Below are 18,773 nucleotides of genomic sequence, written 5' to 3'. Positions count from 1 at the left end.
TTCATTCAGTCTGCAACGAGGGTCCGCTCGTGACAACAATTGTAAGTGTTCGCCGTAATGGTCATGTCGTGATTGGTGGTGATGGCCAGGTCACCCTGGGCAATACCGTCATGAAAGGCAATGCTAAAAAAGTACGCCGTCTTTATAACAATAAAGTCATTGCTGGCTTTGCGGGGGGAACCGCTGATGCCTTTACGCTATTTGAATTGTTCGAGCGTAAATTGGAGATGCACCAAGGCCATCTGACGAAAGCGGCGGTTGAGTTAGCCAAAGATTGGCGCACTGACCGTATGTTACGCAAGCTTGAAGCACTCTTAGCCGTGGCGGATGAAACCGCATCACTGATCATTACCGGTAATGGCGATGTTGTTCAGCCTGAAGACGATCTGATTGCGATCGGCTCCGGCGGACCTTATGCCCAGTCGGCAGCGCGTGCGCTACTCGAAAATACCGAATTAGGTGCGCGGGATATCGTTGAGAAATCACTGAGTATTGCGGGGGATATCTGTATCTATACCAACCGCTTCCAAACCATTGAAGAATTGACGTACTAAGCATTAAACCGCTAGGCGTGATTAACGAATAAAGCGTAAGGATAGAGTGATATGTCTGAAATGACCCCACGTGAGATTGTCAGCGAACTTGATAGCTACATTATCGGGCAAGATAAAGCTAAACGCGCAGTGGCTATTGCTCTGCGTAACCGCTGGCGTCGTATGCAGCTCAACGAAGAGCTGCGCCATGAAGTGACCCCTAAAAATATTCTGATGATTGGCCCAACCGGTGTGGGTAAAACTGAAATTGCCCGCCGTCTGGCAAAACTGGCCAATGCGCCATTCATCAAAGTTGAAGCGACTAAATTTACTGAAGTTGGCTATGTGGGTAAGGAAGTGGATTCGATTATCCGCGATCTGACCGACGCAGCAGTAAAAATGGTTCGTCATCAATCCATTGAGAAAATGCGTTATCGTGCGGAAGAGTTAGCGGAAGAGCGTATTCTTGACGTGCTGATCCCACCGGCCAAAAATAACTGGGGCCAACCGGATGAAACCCAAGAACCATCGGCTACCCGCCAAGCGTTCCGCAAAAAATTGCGTGAAGGCCAACTAGACGATAAAGAGATTGAAATCGATCTGGCCGCTTCGCCAATGGGGGTGGAAATTATGGCACCTCCAGGTATGGAGGAGATGACTAATCAACTGCAATCGATGTTCCAGAACATCGCTGGTCAGAAACAAAAGCCACGCAAAATCAAAATCAAAGACGCATTCAAATTGCTGATTGAGGAAGAGGGCGCGAAGCTGGTTAACCCAGAAGAGCTGAAGCAGCAGGCGATTGATGCCGTGGAACAGCACGGGATCGTGTTCGTCGATGAAATCGATAAGATCTGTAAGCGCGGCCAAACGTCAGGTCCAGATGTCTCCCGCGAGGGGGTACAGCGTGACCTGCTGCCATTGGTTGAAGGCTGCACCGTGTCAACCAAACACGGTATGGTGAAAACAGACCATATTCTGTTTATCGCCTCCGGCGCGTTCCAAGTGTCTAGCCCGTCAGATCTTATTCCGGAATTACAAGGTCGCTTGCCTATTCGCGTAGAATTGCAGGCACTGACCACCGATGATTTCGAGCGTATCCTGACTGAGCCGAGTGCTTCGTTGACCGAGCAGTACAAAGCTCTGATGGCAACGGAAGGCGTGACGGTAGAGTTCACACGCGAAGGTATCCGTAAAATCGCGGAAGCAGCATGGCAGGTTAATGAGCGTACCGAGAACATCGGTGCTCGTCGTTTGCATACCGTGCTGGAGCGTTTGATGGAAGATATCTCCTATGACGCCAGCGAGAGTCAGGGTCAATCCATTACGATTGATGCGGAATATGTCGGTAAGCACTTGGATGAATTGGTCGCTGATGAAGACCTGAGTCGCTTCATTCTATAATTCGCCAGTCAATATCGAGTGGGAGGCAATGCCTCCCACTCTTGTTTTAGCGAACCTTGTTTTTCATTAATTCTGTTCTCGCGCATGTTACATTCATTAATGTTGTTTTCGTTAAAACCGTTTTCAGTAACAGGGTTTCCGTCAAGATTTTTGCTATCAAATTTATTTTTTGATGACATTATTTCTGGCGACATTATTCTTGGCAGACATGATTTTTATAACGCGCCAATATGGGCGGACCAGACTCCTATTAAATGAAGCGAAAAATGAGCCTATCAACCAACACCAGCCAAACTCAGGCTTGGCTGGAAAGCCTACGGCCACGAACCCTACCACTGGCTTTTGCCTCTATCGTTACTGGATCAGCACTGGCTTTCTGGCTCGATAGTTTTAAACCCGCCGTCGCTTTACTCGCTTTGTTAACCGCTGGCTTGCTGCAAATTCTCTCCAATTTGGCCAATGACTACGGTGATGCCATTAAAGGCAGTGATACCGAAGAGCGTATTGGGCCATTACGTGGCATGCAAAAAGGAATGATTACCCGCCATCAGATGAAAGTCGCACTGATTATCACTGTGGTGCTGACGATCATTTCTGGTGTTTCACTTATCGCCATTGCCTGTGAAAAGCCCAGTGATATTTTAGGCTTCTTAGTCCTCGGTCTGATGGCCATTATGGCGGCAATCACTTATACCGTGGGTAACAAACCCTATGGCTATATGGGATTAGGGGATATTTCTGTCTTAGTGTTCTTCGGCTGGTTAAGTGTCGCTGGGACTTATTACCTTCAGGCGGGCCACTTTGACAGCATTGTTATGCTGCCCGCCACGGCCTGTGGCTTACTCGCCACCGCTGTCTTGAATATTAATAATTTGCGCGATATCGAAAGTGACCGAGCCAATGGTAAAAATACGCTGGCGGTACGTTTAGGCCCAGTGGTCGCACGTTATTATCATGCCTTACTGATCGCGGCGGCTATCTTCTGCTTGGCGTTATTTAGCCTACTGAATCTGCACAGTTGGGCCGGATGGATTTTTGTTCTGGCAGTGCCATTGCTGGTTAAGCACGCGTTGTTTGTACTGCGTGAGCCAACATCAGCAGGTATGCGCCCGATGCTTGAGCATATGGTCAAGGCTGCACTCCTGACCAACGTCCTATTTGCTGTAGGCTTGGTTCTCAGTTAATCCTACCTCATTAATTGTCCGAGCAAGCAAGCAGAAAGGCTGGCTCGGATTGATTTAACAATTGATGCTTTTGCCAACAACGGCTAGAAAGGGATATACTTAGCATCCCAGCCGCAACCAGACGTAAATCCTATGAAATATGATACTTCCGATCTCTGCGATATCTATCATGAAGAGGTAAATGTGGTAGAACCACTGTTCTCCAATTTTGGCGGACGTACTTCATTTGGTGGCAAGATTACTACTGTAAAATGTTTCGAAGATAACGGCTTGTTGTTTGACCTACTTGAAGAAAATGGTCTGGGCCGTGTCTTGGTCGTTGATGGCGGTGGCTCGGTGCGCCGTGCATTAGTCAATGCCGAACTCGCTGATTTAGCCTTAAAAAACGAGTGGGAAGGTATTGTTGTTTACGGTGCCGTGCGTCAGGTCGATGAGCTGGCTGAGTTAGATATCGGTATTCAGGCAATGGCCGCTATCCCTGTTGGTGCTGCGGATGAAGGCATTGGTGAGAGTGATATCCGCGTAAACTTTGGCGGTGTGACCTTCTTCTCCGGTGACCATCTGTATGCTGATAACACAGGGATGATTTTGTCAGAAGAACCCTTGGATATTGAATAGCGTCCTAAGCCTCTCTCAGCGAAGCATAAAAAAGGGCGATATCAATATCACCCTTTTGCTTTCCTGTTATTTTAAGCAGGAAGAATTTGTGAAAGCCAGCCAGTACTCAGACTTCTTCCATCTTTCCCAGCAGAGCCCGCAAACGATCCTGCCAGACGTGCTGCTCTTGCTTTAGTTGCTCATTTTCGCGCACTAAGGCTTCACGACCACCCGCGGCATCCTGAACTTCTTGGGACAGGGTGTTATTTTTCTCTTTCAGCTCTTCAATTTCCATCTGCAACAATGTGATGGTATCAATCGCCTGCTGAACTTTAACTTCCAATTTCTCAAATACTTCAAATGACATTCTTCGGTCCCCTTATGGTAGCAAGGCGTACATCTTTGGGTCGCAGTCATCATGCTTCACCGAAGTTACTGTATGACCGACGTCACCGAGTCGAGTAAAGCAACCTTCGGCAGATGAAACTGCTGTGAATACTTATCGCGCTATATATCTATCGAACTAGTGAAACAAGCGCTATGTTCTCACGCGTTCCTTCGCAAAGGCGACGCAGCTTGATAAAACGATGCTCTTGATAAACTGATGCTCTTAAACGATTGTATGTAGCCAGTCTCCCCCTGTCTAGCGCCATACCGGCACAAACTACACTCTGTAGCAATTTCTTATAAGTGACTATCGGCGAAAACTGAAAGACGATGCCTATCTATTCTGTAGAATCGAACATTCTTTTAACAAGCAGGGAAAAAAGTACTGGTCTGATCACACTTTCAAAGTCCCTTAACAGCCATGCATAACGCGAAATCGCTCATTTTTATGACGCACTACACACATTTTGATTTCGCTATTTCTCGTTTGTGCTCGTTAACGATAAATTTACATCACCCCCTTCGTTGTCCGAAGGGCAAAAATAAGAAATACCCTATAAATCTCTGTCTCTAGGACATCTACTATGAGCCAAACCGCTAGTTCGACCTTGAAAGGCCAATGTATCGCAGAGTTCCTCGGTACGGGTCTGCTAATCTTTTTCGGTGTAGGCTGTGTTGCTGCGTTGAAATTGGCAGGCGCCAGTTTCGGACAATGGGAAATTAGTATTATTTGGGGCCTAGGTGTTGCCATGGCCATCTATTTGACCGCAGCAATTTCAGGTGCACATCTTAATCCGGCGGTAACCATTGCATTGTGGTTATTCGCTTGCTTCGATCGCCGCAAAGTTATTCCCTATATCGTGGCGCAGGTTGCCGGTGCTTTTTGTGCCGCGGCATTAGTGTACGGCCTGTATTACAACCTGTTCGTCGATTTTGAACAAACTCATCAAATGGTTCGCGGCAGTGCCGAGAGCCTCGATCTGGCCGGTATCTTCTCTACCTATGCCAATCCGCACATTTCTGTTTTCCAAGCATTCTTGGTTGAAACTGTGATTACCGCGATTTTGATGTGCCTGATTTTGGCACTGACTGACGATGGTAACGGCATTCCACGCGGTCCACTGGCACCACTGCTGATTGGTATTCTGATCGCCGTTATCGGTGCATCTATGGGGCCACTGACTGGCTTCGCGTTAAACCCAGCACGTGACTTTGGTCCGAAAACATTTGCTTATCTGGCAGGTTGGGGCGAAGTCGCCTTTACTGGCGGGCGTGATATTCCGTACTTCTTGGTGCCAATATTCGGGCCAATCGTCGGCGCGTTACTCGGTGCATTTGGTTATCGTGCGCTGATTGGTCGTCACTTACCTTGTGATGTCTGCGTCAGCGATGAAGACGAAACCACGGCCACGACCACAGAACGTAAAGCATAAATATTAGATACTGCGATAAACGGCAACTTAAAATGTGAGCTTATTATGACAACTGAAAATACGACTCAAAAAAAATATATTGTTGCGCTTGATCAGGGGACCACTAGCTCTAGAGCCGTGGTGATGGATCATGATGCTAATATCGTGAGTGTGTCTCAGCGCGAATTTACTCAAATCTACCCGAAAGCGGGTTGGGTTGAACATGACCCAATGGAAATATGGGCAACCCAAAGTTCTACATTGGTTGAAGTGCTGGCAAAAGCCGGTATCAGTTCTGATGAAATAGCAGGTATCGGTATCACCAACCAACGTGAAACCACGATTGTATGGGATAAAGAAACCGGTAAGCCGGTGTATAACGCGATTGTCTGGCAATGTCGTCGTACGGCAGATATCTGCGAAAAATTGAAAAAAGAAGGGCTGGAAGAGTATATCCGCCACAATACAGGCTTAGTGGTTGACCCTTACTTCTCCGGTACGAAAGTAAAATGGATCCTCGATAACGTCGAAGGTGCACGTGAGCGTGCTGAACGTGGCGAGTTGCTGTTTGGTACTGTGGATACTTGGCTGGTGTGGAATATGACACAAGGCCGTGTTCACGTAACGGATTACACCAACGCATCACGTACTATGATGTTTAATATCCGCACCAAAGAGTGGGATGAGCGCATGTTGACCGCGCTGAACATTCCACGCGCTATGCTGCCTGAAGTTCGCCCATCCTCAGAAATTTATGGCAAAACCAACATTGGTGGTAAAGGCGGGACGCGTATTCCAATCGCAGGGATTGCCGGTGACCAACAAGCGGCCTTGTTCGGCCAGCTTTGCGTACAACCGGGGATGGCGAAAAACACCTACGGTACGGGCTGCTTCTTGTTGATGAATACCGGTGAAGAAGCCGTTCAATCTAATCATGGATTGCTGACGACTATCGCTTGTGGTCCGCGTGGCGAAGTTAACTATGCGCTAGAAGGTGCGGTGTTTATTGGTGGTGCCTCTATCCAATGGCTGCGTGACGAGCTGAAATTGATCAGTGATGCCACCGACTCCGAATATTTCGCCACTAAAGTGAAAGACAGTAACGGTGTATACGTCGTGCCTGCCTTTACTGGATTAGGTGCCCCTTATTGGGACCCGTATGCCCGTGGTGCGATTTTCGGCCTGACCCGTGGTGTTAACAGTAACCATATTATCCGTGCAACACTGGAGTCGATTGCTTACCAAACTCGCGATGTGTTAGATGCAATGCAAGCGGATTCCGGCGAACGCCTGAAATCACTGCGTGTAGACGGTGGCGCAGTGGCTAACAACTTCTTGATGCAGTTCCAAGCTGATATTCTGGGTACGCGTGTTGAGCGTCCTGCTGTGCGCGAAAGCACGGCATTGGGTGCTGCCTTCCTCGCGGGTCTGGCAACGGGCTTCTGGAATGATCTGGACGAAGTGAAGAGCAAGGCAACGATTGAGCGTGAGTTCCGCCCAGGGATTGAAACCACCGAGCGTGATTTCCGCTATAAAGGTTGGAAGAAAGCTGTGGCTCGTGCTCAGGCATGGGAAGAGCACGACGAGTAACACCCCGCCTGTTTTACGCTGAACGTGCTTTTATATTGGACGTAATTTGCAAACAACGCGCTATCACCCCCGATAGCGCGTTTTTCGTTTAATTCCCGATGAGCTTACACCGAGCTAACACCCCTACGACTTCAAGTACGAAGGGTGGTAGAATTCCCGCCCAAACTCAGTTCCTCATCCCGCAATCAACAGGTCTAACCATGAAACGTGAATTAGCCATCGAGTTTTCCCGTGTTACCGAAGCCGCTGCATTAGCAGGGTATAAGTGGCTGGGTCGAGGCGATAAAAATGCCGCTGACGGCGCCGCTGTAAGGGCTATGCGAATTATGCTCAATCAGGTCAACATTGATGGGCAAATTGTTATCGGTGAAGGTGAAATCGATGAAGCACCCATGCTGTTTATCGGTGAAAACGTCGGCACGGGGCAAGGGGATGCTGTTGATATCGCGGTTGATCCCATTGAAGGCACGCGCATGACTGCCATGGGGCAGGCTAATGCCTTGGCAGTACTGGCCGTCGGCGATAAAGGCACATTTTTACATGCGCCTGATATGTACATGGAAAAGCTGGTGGTTGGCCCAGGGGCGAAAGGCGCTATCGACCTGAACTTGTCGCTTGAGCAAAACCTACGCAATGTAGCTCGTCAGTTGAACAAGCCCTTGGCTGATCTCACGGTGATCACCCTCGCTAAGCCACGTCATGACGGCATCATCGCTGAAATGCAGCAACTGGGTGTAAAAGTATTCGCTATTCCTGATGGTGACGTCGCGGCGTCTATTTTGACCTGTATGCCCGAAAGTGAAGTCGATGTGATGTACTGCATCGGTGGAGCCCCTGAAGGCGTTATTTCTGCTGCGGTTATCCGTGCTTTAGACGGTGACATGCAAGGCCGCTTATTGGCGCGTCACCACGTTAAAGGGGATAACGACGATAACCGCCGTATTGGCGAGCAAGAGTTAGCACGCTGCAAATCAATGGGTATTGAAGCCGGTAAGGTTCTGCTGCTGGGGGATATGGCCCGCAATGACAATGTCATTTTCTCTGCCACTGGGATTACCAAAGGTGACTTACTGGAGGGGATTTATCGCAAAGGGAACATGGCGACCACCGAAACATTGCTGATCCGAGGCAAATCTCGGACTATTCGCCGCATCCGCTCCACTCATTTCCTCGACCGTAAAGATCCGGCGCTGCATGAGTTTTTACTGTAGTGGTCACAGCAACACCGTTCGTCAGGTAATACCCTTTGTCACAGCAATAAAAACGGGTACTGGACTCAGTACCCGTTAGTCTAAATTAAGCGCGGTGCTCTTGGGGCTGCATCCGATGGGATAACGGCCACCAGCAGAGTAAAATCACGATTGCCATCGCGAACATTAACAATCCCAGACTGAATTGCCCCGTTTGCGGCAGCATGGCGGATAGCCATGTCGCTAATCCTGAACCCACATTTTGCAATCCACCCACTAAGGCGCCAGCCGCACCGGCCAGATAAGGAAAGGGTTCCATTGCCCCTGTCGTTGCCAGTGGGAATAGCATGCCCGCACCAAAGAAAAAGAGGGCGGCAGGTATCACTAACGTCCAGATATTCATCACGCCAAACCAACTGGGGATCCACATCATTAGCCCAGCCAGCAGGCAACTGATAACGGAATGCCACATCAAACTGTGGAAGTTCTTACCGTCACGGCCGGCATACCATGCACCAAAGAAGGCCGCCGGAATGGGTAAAATAAACAAAATACTGACGGTCACACCACTTAACCCAAGCACGCCCCCCATCAACACGCCCGCACTGGCCTCAAATACGGCAATCCCCGCTAATGCACCAATTAACATCACCAGATAACAGCTAAAAGCACCGTCAGATAACAACAGACGAAAGCTGGCTAACATACGCCGTTTTTCCGTTTGCTGTGGCCGAGTTTCTGGTAACCACCGGAACATACAAAATGCGACTAAACCGCATAAAAACAGCAGAAATGCATAGGAAGAACGCCAGCCAAACAGGCTTGCCAGTACCCCACCGATAACCGGTGCTAGTAGCGGGCTGACCAAAATCCCCATGTTTAACATGCTGTTGGCATAACGTAATGACGAGCCAGAATAAAGGTCACGGGGCATTGTCCGCGCCATAACGCCCGCAACACCCGTCCCCATGCCCTGCAAAGCACTGGCTGCCACCAACATGGTTAAGCTGCTGGCCAGCAAAGCGCCTAATGCGCCTAACATAAAGATCATCATGCCCGCCAGAATCACCGGGCGACGACCGACACGGTCGGAAAGCGGGCCATAAATCAGCTGTGAAAAGCCATAGGTCAACAAATATGCCGCCATCACACGCTGCACTACACCGGTACGAACCGAAAAATCACGGGCGATATCCGCGATGACTGGCACATAGATCGTTTGCGCCATTTGGCCCACGGCAACTAGCAGGATTAACATCACAAGCAGGTGAAGATTTTCTATTTTTTTCATTATCTTAAAGAATCAATAAGCCGTAATACGTGCCTTTTTTGTGACACACCTCACTATCGGCGTATAAGCTAACAAATTTTGATTATTTATCTATGTAGCACGACATATTACAAAATCGTCTGCTGGCAGATAAAAACACCAAGCACGTAAAGTAAACTGTCCATATTCACGTTGGCGAAATGAATCTTTTAAGTAAAACAGCGCGATAACATTTAATCGATAATACTTTTTAGGCAAATCCCCTAAAATATCGCCTGCGCTTTTGGCATGACTTCTAATAGGGACCATAACGATGGCTGAATGGGTTAGTGGCAAGATTACTCACGTCGATCACTGGACAGACGCGCTGTTCAGCATTCGGGTTAATGCACCGGTCGATCCCTTTACGGCTGGCCAATTTGCCAAGCTGGCATTAGATATCAATGGTGAGCGGATACAACGGGCTTATTCATACGTTAACGCCCCAAGTGATGAGAATCTGGAGTTCTATCTGGTCACGGTGCCGGAAGGTAAACTCAGCCCTCGGCTGGATCAATTGGCTGTCGGCGATGAGGTGATGGTGACTAAGCAAGCTGCGGGTTTCTTCGTGCTGGAAGAGATACCCGATTGCGATACCTTATGGATGCTGGCCACCGGCACCGCCATCGGCCCCTATCTGTCTATTTTGCAGGAAGGGCGTGATCTGGAACGCTTCAAGAATGTGGTATTGGTCCATGCGGCCCGTTTTGCTCGTGACCTCAGTTATTTGCCATTGATGCAGCAATTGGAACAACGCTATAACGGCAAACTTCATATTCAGACCGTAGTAAGCCGCGAGCAGTCTCCCGGTTCGTTGACTGGCAGGGTGCCTGCACTGATTGAGAGTGGTGCATTGGAAGCGGCAGTGGGCTTGAAGATTGATGCTGCAGATAGCCATGTCATGCTGTGCGGCAATCCGCAAATGGTGCGTGACACTCAGCAGTTACTGAAAGAACAGCGTGAGATGCGTAAACATCTGCGCCGTAAACCGGGGCATATGAGTAGCGAGCAGTATTGGTAGTAGGCGGCATGAGTTAGGCGACAGCCCAGAAATTTATGGGTCAGCGCTACGACCAACTGATGATTTCGATGTGGATGGTCGGTTGGGCACAAATGATATGCCAACCGACCTAACCAACGTGCTAGTCGGCTAAAGGCTCGTAAACCGGCTATCAGCTAGCCGGTTCAAATGAGCTTCGAGTACTAGCCTGTGTTGCGCATGCCTGCCGCAACACCTGCAATCGTCACCATCAATGCTTGTTCAACACGCGCATCAGGGTGTTCTTGCTGGCGTGAACGGTGCAACAGTTCTGCTTGCAGGACGTTCAACGGGTCGGTATACACGTTACGTAGCGCGATAGACTCCGCAATCCACGGCAAATCAGCCATCAAGTGATCGTCATTGGCAATCGCCAGCACCACTTTAATATCGGCTTCTAACTGATCGCGTAATTGCTGGCCCAGCGGCCACAGAGATTTTTCGACCAAACGCTGATCGTAATATTCTGCTAACCACAAATCGGCTTTAGCGAACACCATTTCCAACATACCAATACGCGTCGAGAAGAACGGCCAGTCACGACACATGGCAGCGAGCGCATCACGCTTACCGGCATCAATCGCTTTCTGCAAACCGGCACCTGCACCCAACCAAGCGGGTAGCATCAGGCGGTTTTGTGTCCACGCGAAGATCCATGGGATGGCACGTAAGCTCTCTACCCCGCCGTTCGGGCGGCGTTTGGCAGGGCGTGAACCTAATGGCAGCTTACCTAACTCCAGCTCTGGCGTTGCGGCGCGGAAATAAGGGACGAATTCTGGATTCTCACGCACATAACCGCGATACATATCGCAGGATGCATCAGACAAGATATCCATCACCTCAATCCATTCTTTCTTCGGTTCCGGTGGTGGGAGCAGATTCGCTTCCAAAATAGCACCTGCGTACAGGGCTAAACTGCTGATGGTGACTTCCGGTAGACCAAATTTAAAGCGGATCATCTCGCCTTGTTCAGTGACACGTAAGCCGCCTTTCAGGCTACCCGGAGGCTGCGAGAGCAGCGCAGCATGGGCTGGTGCACCACCGCGACCGATAGAACCCCCACGACCATGGAACAGCGTCAGGGAAATACCTGCTTTCTCGCAGGTTTTGATCAAGGCGTCTTGTGCACGATATTGCGCCCAAGATGCGGCCATCACACCGGCGTCTTTCGCCGAGTCAGAATAGCCAATCATCACCATCTGTTTGCCTTGAATCAGACCACGATACCAGTCGATGCTCAGCAACTGCGTCATCACATCGTCTGCGTTGTTTAAATCATCAAGGGTTTCGAACAGCGGCGCGACCGGCAATGTGAACGGGCAACCCGCTTCTTTCAGCAATAAATGCACAGCCAGTACGTCGGAAGGGACTTTCGCCATGGAGATAACATAGGCGGCGATAGAGCCTTGCGGGGCTTCAGCAATCACCCGACAAGTTTCCAGTACTTCCTGTGTATCAGCGCTTGGCTCCCATTTCAGTGGAACCAGCGGGCGCTTGGAGTTCAATTCACGGATCAGGAAGGCCTGTTTGTCCGCTTCAGACCAGCTCTCATAATCGCCGAGGCCCAGATAGCGGGTTAACTCTGCAATGGCATCGGTATGACGGGTGCTTTCTTGGCGTACATCGATACGCACCAAAGGCACACCAAAACAGCGGACGCGGCGCAGTGTATCCAGTAACTGACCATTGGCGATGATCTCCATGCCGCAGGCTTTCAGGGACTGATAACAGGCGTAGAGTGGGTCCCACAGTTGGTCATTGCTCACCAACAGATCAGTCGGTGGCAACACTCGCTCACCTTTCAGGCGTTTTTCCAGATAGGCCTGCGTGTTTGTTAACTGAGTCCGAACACGTTTCATCAGTTCACGATACGGTTCTGGCACTTCGTCGCCACCAGCCAATTCACGCAGTTCAGGCGTACATTCAGACATTGAAAGCTCTGATACCAGAACCTGAATATCACGCAGGAACAAATCAGTGGCTTTCCAACGGCTGAGCAGTAGCACGTGGCGAGTAATTTCTGCCGTCACATTGGGGTTACCGTCACGGTCACCGCCCATCCATGAGGTGAAGCGAATCGGCACGGCTTCAACCGGCAAACGGTAATCGAGGGAGTTTTGCAACTGCTCATTAAACTCGCGCAAGAAAGCAGGTACGCCTTCCCACAGGCTATTTTCCACCACGGCAAAGCCCCATTTGGCTTCATCAACAGGGGAAGGGCGAATTTTACGAATTTCGTCGGTATGCCATGATTGTGCGACTAACTGCCGTAAACGACGCATGATCTTGTTGCGTTCGTAATCGGCTAAATCATTATGATCCAACTGGCTCAGGCAGGTATTCACTTCCACCAGTTTATGAATCAACGTACGGCGAGTTATTTCGGTTGGGTGAGCAGTTAAGACCAGCTCAATGGATAACTCTTCAACCGCGCTGCGCATATCTTTCTCGCTCAGCTTTTTATTTTTTAACCGAGTGAACAGTTGAGCCAGCGCTTCTGGATTGCTTGCCGCTTCACCGTGGGGTGAAATGCTGTGGTATTGCTCCGCCGTATTCGTCAGATTGAGGAATTGGCTAAAAGCACGGGCGACAGGTAACAGCTCGTCGTTGGACAGATTTTGCAGCGTCGTCAGCAGTTCCTGACGGCTCGCTTCATTCCCCGCTCGCGAAGATTTGGATAATTTACGGATGGTTTCTACCCGATCAAGGATGTGTTCGCCTAACGCTTCCTTGATGGTTTCCCCGAGTAGTTTGCCGAGCATACTGACGTTACTTCGCATTGCGGAATATTGTTCGTTCATATGACCCCTAACATACCCGTCATCATCCAAGTTGCAGGCAAAAGGGCTTAATCGCTGGCCGCCTGCCTGCATCTTGAAATCTATTGGGTATATGATTTCTTTTTGTACCCTTCGTAACTTGATGGGTATGTAAATTAATTTCACCCAGAAGGCTGAGATGGACAATTCCACTCGCCACGTTCAATTCCATACCCCAATTGACACTATTTTCAGCAAAAAAACATCAATTTTAGGGATATTTCTGAAATTTAATTACCGAGGTTAGGTTATCAGTCTGGCTTATGGGCAATATTGATCCGCCTACCTCATTAGAGTTATTTTTGCTGACAAAAATGGTCAACTAACTGACCAATCAGCTCACGAGTGGGTTCGATAAAGGCCATATCGATAAATTCATCTGGCTGGTGGGCCTGATTAATTGAGCCTGGCCCCAGAACCAGTGTCGGGCAGATTTGCTGGATAAACGGCGCTTCAGTGCAGTAGTTCACTACCGCAGTGCGCTCACCCAATAATTTTTCAATAACACCGACCATATGATGGTCTGTCGGGCATTCATAGCCAGGAATCGGGGGATGCAGTTCATCAATACTCAAACGGCCTGGCCAGCGTTCACTCACCGGTGCCAACGCCTCTGCCATCAACTCATCCAGATCGCTTAAGGTGAGACCGGGCAATGGGCGGATATCCATATGTAATTCGCAACAAGCACAGATGCGGTTTGCAGCATCACCACCGTTGATATGACCAAAATTCATCGTCGGATAAGGGACGGTAAACGCGGGATTGTGATAACGCTCCTGCAGCTTAGTGCGCAGTTTCATTAACTCAGTAATGGATTCATGCATTAAATCAATCGCATTGACGCCACGCGCTGGATCACTGGAATGGCCGGATTGGCCCGTGATACGGATGGCGTTGGAAATATGCCCTTTGTGCGCCCGCACCGGTTGCAGTGAGGTGGGTTCGCCAATAATGGCAAAATCAGGGCGCAGCTGGGAGGAGGCGGCAAAGTAGCGTGCGCCTGCCATCGTGGTTTCTTCATCGGCGGTGGCCAGAATATACAGCGGCTTACTCAGCTTGCTGGCATCAATATCGCGTACTGCATCTAAAATGAAAGCAAAAAAGCCTTTCATATCGGCAGTACCTAAACCGTATAACTTATTGTCGTGCTCGGTCAGTGTGAAGGGATCTCGCGTCCAACGCCCTTCATCGTAAGGCACAGTATCGGTATGGCCAGCCAGCAGCAGCCCCCCTTTGCTTGTGCCGCTATTCGTTTCTCCAATACTTGCAAGCAGGTTAAATTTATGGCGTGTATTGGGGACGGGTTGAATTTCGATACGAAAACCTAAGTCTGCGAACCATCCAGCCAACAAGTTGATTAACGCCTCATTACTTTGATCAAGGGCGCCATCGGTCGCGCTGATGGAAGGCGTGGCGATTAACGCCCGATACAACTCAATAAATGGAGGTAATTTCATCTTCACTGTTGACAGCCTTTGGTTAGGATAGTATCAATATTCATGCAATTATTATGAATAAAAATACATTAAGCTTAAGCGTAAGGGAACCTTAAAACGCCCTTAAATTTACGAAAATGTCAATGCCCAATCGCGTGGGGAACAGTAAAACCTTGCTGACTACCCAAAAACTGGTTTTGACTACTTATGTTTTTAAAACCAATTTATGTGTTTAAACCCAATAACATTTTTATAGCCAAAGTACGGGGTGTTACAGCCAGCGGATGAATCTCACCCACATCGCTGCAACATCAAGTAAGCAAGGTAAGGTGAACTGAACCCATGTTAAATACGCTAATTGTTGGTGCTAGTGGCTATGCCGGCGCGGAGCTTACGGCTTACCTGAATCGTCACCCACATATGAACATAACCGGTTTAACGGTTTCAGCGCAAAGTGCAGATGCAGGAAAATTACTTTCTGACCTGCACCCGCAGCTAAAAGGCATCATCGATCTCCCGCTGCAACCCTTGGTGAATGTGGCTCAGGCGGCAAAAGGTGTCGATGTGGTTTTTCTTGCCACTGCCCATGAAGTCAGCCATGACTTAGCGCCACAATTTTTAGCCGCAGGTTGCGTCGTATTCGACCTCTCCGGCGCATTCCGCGTTCAGGATACCGCGTTCTACAGCCAGTATTACGGTTTTGAGCACCAGCACGCGGATTGGCTGGATAAAGCGGTATATGGGTTGGCTGAATGGCAAGCAGAAGACATCAAACAAGCCCAATTGATCGCGGTTCCTGGCTGTTATCCAACCGCCTCTCAACTGGCGCTAAAGCCGTTAGTGGATGGCGGTTTACTCAATGATGCGCAATGGCCAGTGATTAACGCCGTCAGTGGCGTTAGCGGTGCGGGGCGTAAAGCCAGCATCGGTAACAGTTTTTGCGAAGTAAGTTTGCAGCCGTACGGTTTGTTTAATCATCGTCATCAACCCGAGATTGTTGCTCATTTGGGTACGCCGGTGATCTTTACTCCGCACCTAGGCAACTTTGCGCGCGGTATTTTGGCGACGATCACTTGTCGATTGAAGGCAGGCGTGACGGCAGAGGATATCGCTGAGGCGTATCACAATGCTTATCAAGATAAGCCGCTAGTGCGGTTATATCAGCAAGGTGTACCGGCACTGAAAGCCGTAGTTGGCCTACCTTTCTGTGATATTGGTTTCTCTGTAAAAGGCGAGCATTTAATCATTGTCGCGACAGAAGATAACCTGCTGAAAGGGGCGGCTGCGCAGGCCGTACAATGCATGAATATTCGTTTTGGCTTTGCGGAAACCCAATCCCTACTGTGAGTCACGCTAGGGTAGCCAGTGACCGAGCCAGAATAGGCAGATACAGATACTTTATCCAATTAGATTGAGGCGAAACATGATAAACCCGTTGGTCATTAAATTAGGTGGCGTGTTGCTGGACAGCGAAGAAGCGCTGGAACGCCTGTTTACTGCATTAGTGACCTATCGTGAGAAGCATGAGCGCCCGCTTGTGATTATGCACGGTGGTGGCTGTCTGGTTGATGAGCTGATGAAAAAACTCGCGTTGCCGGTCGTCAAGAAGAATGGCCTGCGGGTTACTCCGGCTGATCAGATTGATATTATCACTGGCGCACTGGCAGGAACGGCCAACAAAACCTTGTTGGCTTGGGCGATAAAACATCAAATCAATGCCGTTGGCCTGTGTTTAGGTGATGGTGATACTGTGCCGGTGACGCCGTTAGATGCCGAGTTAGGGCATGTGGGCAAAGCTCAACCGGGTTCACCGGCATTGGTGCAAACTTTGTTGGCTGTCGGGTATATGCCAATCATCAGCTCAATTGGCATAACGGCGGATGGCAAACTGATGAATGTGAATGCGGATCAGGCTGCAACAGCACTGGCCGCGACATTGGGCGCAGATCTGATTTTGTTGTCCGATGTGAGCGGCATTTTGGATGGCAAAGGCCAGCGGATTGCAGAAATGACGGCGCAGAAAGCAGAACAATTGATTGCTCAGGGCATTATTACCGATGGCATGATTGTTAAAGTGAATGCGGCGCTGGATGCGGCACGCTCATTGGGGCGTCCAGTCGATATCGCCAGTTGGCGTCATGCAGATCAACTGCCAGCGTTGTTTAATGGTGTGCCCATTGGTACCCGTATTCTGGCGTGATACTGTTTATTTAAATTCCTTTACCCGACGCTATTGGCGTGGCAGGTTGTTGGCAACCAGCTAACAAGCCTGTCGCTGCAACAGTGCAGGGTATTCTATCGTGTAATTAGGGAAGCAAGATTATGGCATTGTGGGGCGGACGGTTCAGTCAGGCAGCAGATCAGCGTTTTAAACAATTCAACGATTCCCTGCGGTTTGATTACCGGCTAGCAGAGCAGGATATTATCGGGTCTGTTGCTTGGTCGAAGGCGCTGGTCACCGTTGGCGTATTAAGCGCAGACGAGCAGCAACAATTAGAGCAGGCACTTTCTGTTTTGTTAGAAGAAGTGCAGGCCGATCCACAGGCCATTTTGAACAGCGATGCGGAAGATATCCATAGCTGGGTAGAAACTAAACTGATTGATAAGGTCGGCGATTTAGGCAAAAAACTGCACACTGGCCGTAGCCGTAACGATCAGGTCGCGACGGACCTAAAATTGTGGTGCAAATTCCAGATAACTGAATTAAAGGCCGCTGTTCAGCAGTTGCAGCAGGCGTTGGTTATCACGGCTGAAGCTAATCAGGATGCGGTGATGCCGGGTTATACCCACTTACAACGCGCCCAGCCGGTGACTTTTGCCCATTGGTGTTTGGCCTATGTTGAAATGCTCGCCCGTGATGAAAGCCGTTTGCAAGATACCCTGAAACGCCTTGATGTCAGCCCATTAGGCAGTGGGGCATTGGCAGGTACAGCTTATGCTATCGATCGCGAGCAATTGGCGGGCTGGTTAGGTTTTGCTTCTGCGACCCGTAACAGCCTCGATAGCGTTTCTGATCGTGACCATGTGTTAGAACTCCTATCGGATGCCAGTATCGGTATGGTGCATCTATCTCGCTTCGCAGAAGACTTAATTTTCTTCAACAGTGGTGAAGCGGCATTTGTCGACTTATCCGATCGCGTGACGTCAGGCTCTTCCTTGATGCCGCAAAAGAAAAATCCCGATGCATTAGAATTGATTCGCGGTAAGTGTGGCCGAGTACAAGGTGCATTGACCGGTATGATGATGACACTAAAAGGCTTGCCTTTGGCCTATAACAAAGACATGCAAGAAGACAAGGAAGGGCTGTTTGATGCGCTTGATACTTGGCTCGATTGCTTGCACATGGGTGCGCTGGTATTGGATGGCATTCAAGTAAAACGCCCACGTTGCCAAGAAGCGGCGGAACAGGGCTACGCTAACGCGACAGAACTGGCTGACTATTTGGTCGCTAAAGGCGTGCCGTTCCGTGAAGCGCACCATATTGTCGGTGAAGCCGTGGTGGAAGCCATTCGTCAGGGTAAAGCGCTAGAAGCCCTATCGCTCAGTGATTTGCAAAAATTCAGTACTGTCATCGGTAACGATGTGTATCCGATTCTGGCCTTACAGTCTTGTCTGGATAAACGTGTCGCTAAAGGTGGTGTGTCGCCACAGCAAGTCGCCTTGGCTATCACTGAGGCTAAAACCCGCCTGTTTTAGTTTGCTAAGAACTAATACCTATTATGGGCCACTTTATCGTGGCCCATTCTTTTCGAAATACCTGCCCCGAATATTCCTATTAATTCACCGACTCAGAAATTCAATCAACGTTACAGCAACACTTATTTATCGATGAATTATTCTTTCTATAAAATCAATATTCTCAGTGACATA

15 protein-coding genes are annotated in these 18,773 nt (G+C 49.3%); 11 read left to right on the top strand and 4 right to left on the bottom strand.

Annotated features, from left to right (window positions below):
• Window positions 1-29 precede the first annotated feature (29 nt).
• From hslV to rraA, 4 genes are all read left to right on the top strand, one after another.
• A complete protein-coding gene (hslV, locus tag DA391_RS22335; RefSeq protein ID WP_004714422.1) occupies window positions 30-554 on the top strand; it encodes an ATP-dependent protease subunit HslV in 525 nt (174 codons plus the stop codon).
• A gap of 51 nt (window positions 555-605) precedes the next feature.
• Complete coding sequence (gene hslU / locus DA391_RS22330; RefSeq protein WP_050082794.1) at window positions 606-1,937, top strand: HslU--HslV peptidase ATPase subunit; 1,332 nt, start codon at window positions 606-608, stop codon at window positions 1,935-1,937.
• A gap of 266 nt (window positions 1,938-2,203) precedes the next feature.
• Window positions 2,204-3,121, top strand: a complete 918-nt coding sequence (locus DA391_RS22325; protein WP_019213022.1) for a 1,4-dihydroxy-2-naphthoate polyprenyltransferase — start codon at window positions 2,204-2,206, stop codon at window positions 3,119-3,121.
• A 132-nt stretch (window positions 3,122-3,253) separates the two neighbouring features.
• On the top strand, window positions 3,254-3,739 hold the full coding sequence (gene rraA, locus DA391_RS22320; RefSeq protein WP_019213021.1) for a ribonuclease E activity regulator RraA: 486 nt from the start codon (window positions 3,254-3,256) through the stop codon (window positions 3,737-3,739).
• A gap of 106 nt (window positions 3,740-3,845) precedes the next feature.
• Here rraA and zapB read toward each other — a convergent pair whose 3' ends face one another.
• Complete coding sequence (gene zapB / locus DA391_RS22315) at window positions 3,846-4,085, bottom strand: septal ring assembly protein ZapB (protein WP_004704796.1); 240 nt, start codon at window positions 4,083-4,085, stop codon at window positions 3,846-3,848.
• A 604-nt stretch (window positions 4,086-4,689) separates the two neighbouring features.
• Here zapB and DA391_RS22305 point away from each other — a divergent pair.
• From DA391_RS22305 to glpX, 3 genes are all read left to right on the top strand, one after another.
• Window positions 4,690-5,538: an MIP/aquaporin family protein gene (locus DA391_RS22305; RefSeq protein ID WP_050287463.1), complete on the top strand. Its 849-nt coding sequence runs from the start codon at window positions 4,690-4,692 to the stop codon at window positions 5,536-5,538.
• A gap of 45 nt (window positions 5,539-5,583) precedes the next feature.
• Window positions 5,584-7,107: a glycerol kinase GlpK gene (gene glpK / locus DA391_RS22300; RefSeq protein WP_049608603.1), complete on the top strand. Its 1,524-nt coding sequence runs from the start codon at window positions 5,584-5,586 to the stop codon at window positions 7,105-7,107.
• 200 nt (window positions 7,108-7,307) lie between these two features.
• Entirely contained in the window at window positions 7,308-8,318 is a 1,011-nt protein-coding gene (gene glpX / locus DA391_RS22295) for a class II fructose-bisphosphatase (protein ID WP_019213018.1), read from the top strand.
• Window positions 8,319-8,403: 85 nt separating this feature from the next.
• Here glpX and emrD read toward each other — a convergent pair whose 3' ends face one another.
• Window positions 8,404-9,588, bottom strand: a complete 1,185-nt coding sequence (gene emrD / locus DA391_RS22290; protein ID WP_108088213.1) for a multidrug efflux MFS transporter EmrD — start codon at window positions 9,586-9,588, stop codon at window positions 8,404-8,406.
• A 292-nt stretch (window positions 9,589-9,880) separates the two neighbouring features.
• Here emrD and fpr point away from each other — a divergent pair, with 292 nt between their 5' ends.
• Window positions 9,881-10,627, top strand: coding sequence for a ferredoxin--NADP(+) reductase (gene fpr, locus DA391_RS22285; protein ID WP_050082803.1), 747 nt, complete (start codon window positions 9,881-9,883; stop codon window positions 10,625-10,627).
• 182 nt (window positions 10,628-10,809) lie between these two features.
• Here the strand turns inward: fpr and ppc are convergent, their stop codons facing one another.
• Together ppc and argE are read right to left on the bottom strand one after the other, a co-directional pair.
• Window positions 10,810-13,446, bottom strand: a complete 2,637-nt coding sequence (gene ppc, locus DA391_RS22280; RefSeq protein WP_050082805.1) for a phosphoenolpyruvate carboxylase — start codon at window positions 13,444-13,446, stop codon at window positions 10,810-10,812.
• A gap of 314 nt (window positions 13,447-13,760) precedes the next feature.
• A complete protein-coding gene (gene argE / locus DA391_RS22275) occupies window positions 13,761-14,924 on the bottom strand; it encodes an acetylornithine deacetylase (RefSeq protein WP_050082806.1) in 1,164 nt (387 codons plus the stop codon).
• Between the two features lie 321 nt (window positions 14,925-15,245).
• Between argE and argC the strand changes: the two genes are divergently transcribed.
• From argC to argH, 3 genes are all read left to right on the top strand, one after another.
• Window positions 15,246-16,250, top strand: coding sequence for an N-acetyl-gamma-glutamyl-phosphate reductase (gene argC / locus DA391_RS22270; RefSeq protein ID WP_050874323.1), 1,005 nt, complete (start codon window positions 15,246-15,248; stop codon window positions 16,248-16,250).
• Between the two features lie 76 nt (window positions 16,251-16,326).
• On the top strand, window positions 16,327-17,103 hold the full coding sequence (gene argB / locus DA391_RS22265; RefSeq protein ID WP_072187277.1) for an acetylglutamate kinase: 777 nt from the start codon (window positions 16,327-16,329) through the stop codon (window positions 17,101-17,103).
• Between the two features lie 122 nt (window positions 17,104-17,225).
• A complete protein-coding gene (argH, locus tag DA391_RS22260) occupies window positions 17,226-18,599 on the top strand; it encodes an argininosuccinate lyase (protein ID WP_057651018.1) in 1,374 nt (457 codons plus the stop codon).
• Window positions 18,600-18,773 lie beyond the last annotated feature (174 nt).

Origin of the sequence: Yersinia massiliensis, assembly GCF_003048255.1 — a bacterium.
GTDB lineage: Bacteria > Pseudomonadota > Gammaproteobacteria > Enterobacterales > Enterobacteriaceae > Yersinia > Yersinia massiliensis_A.
Note: the sequence above shows the minus strand (reverse complement) of the source record. Positions and strands in the feature narration are given on the sequence as shown.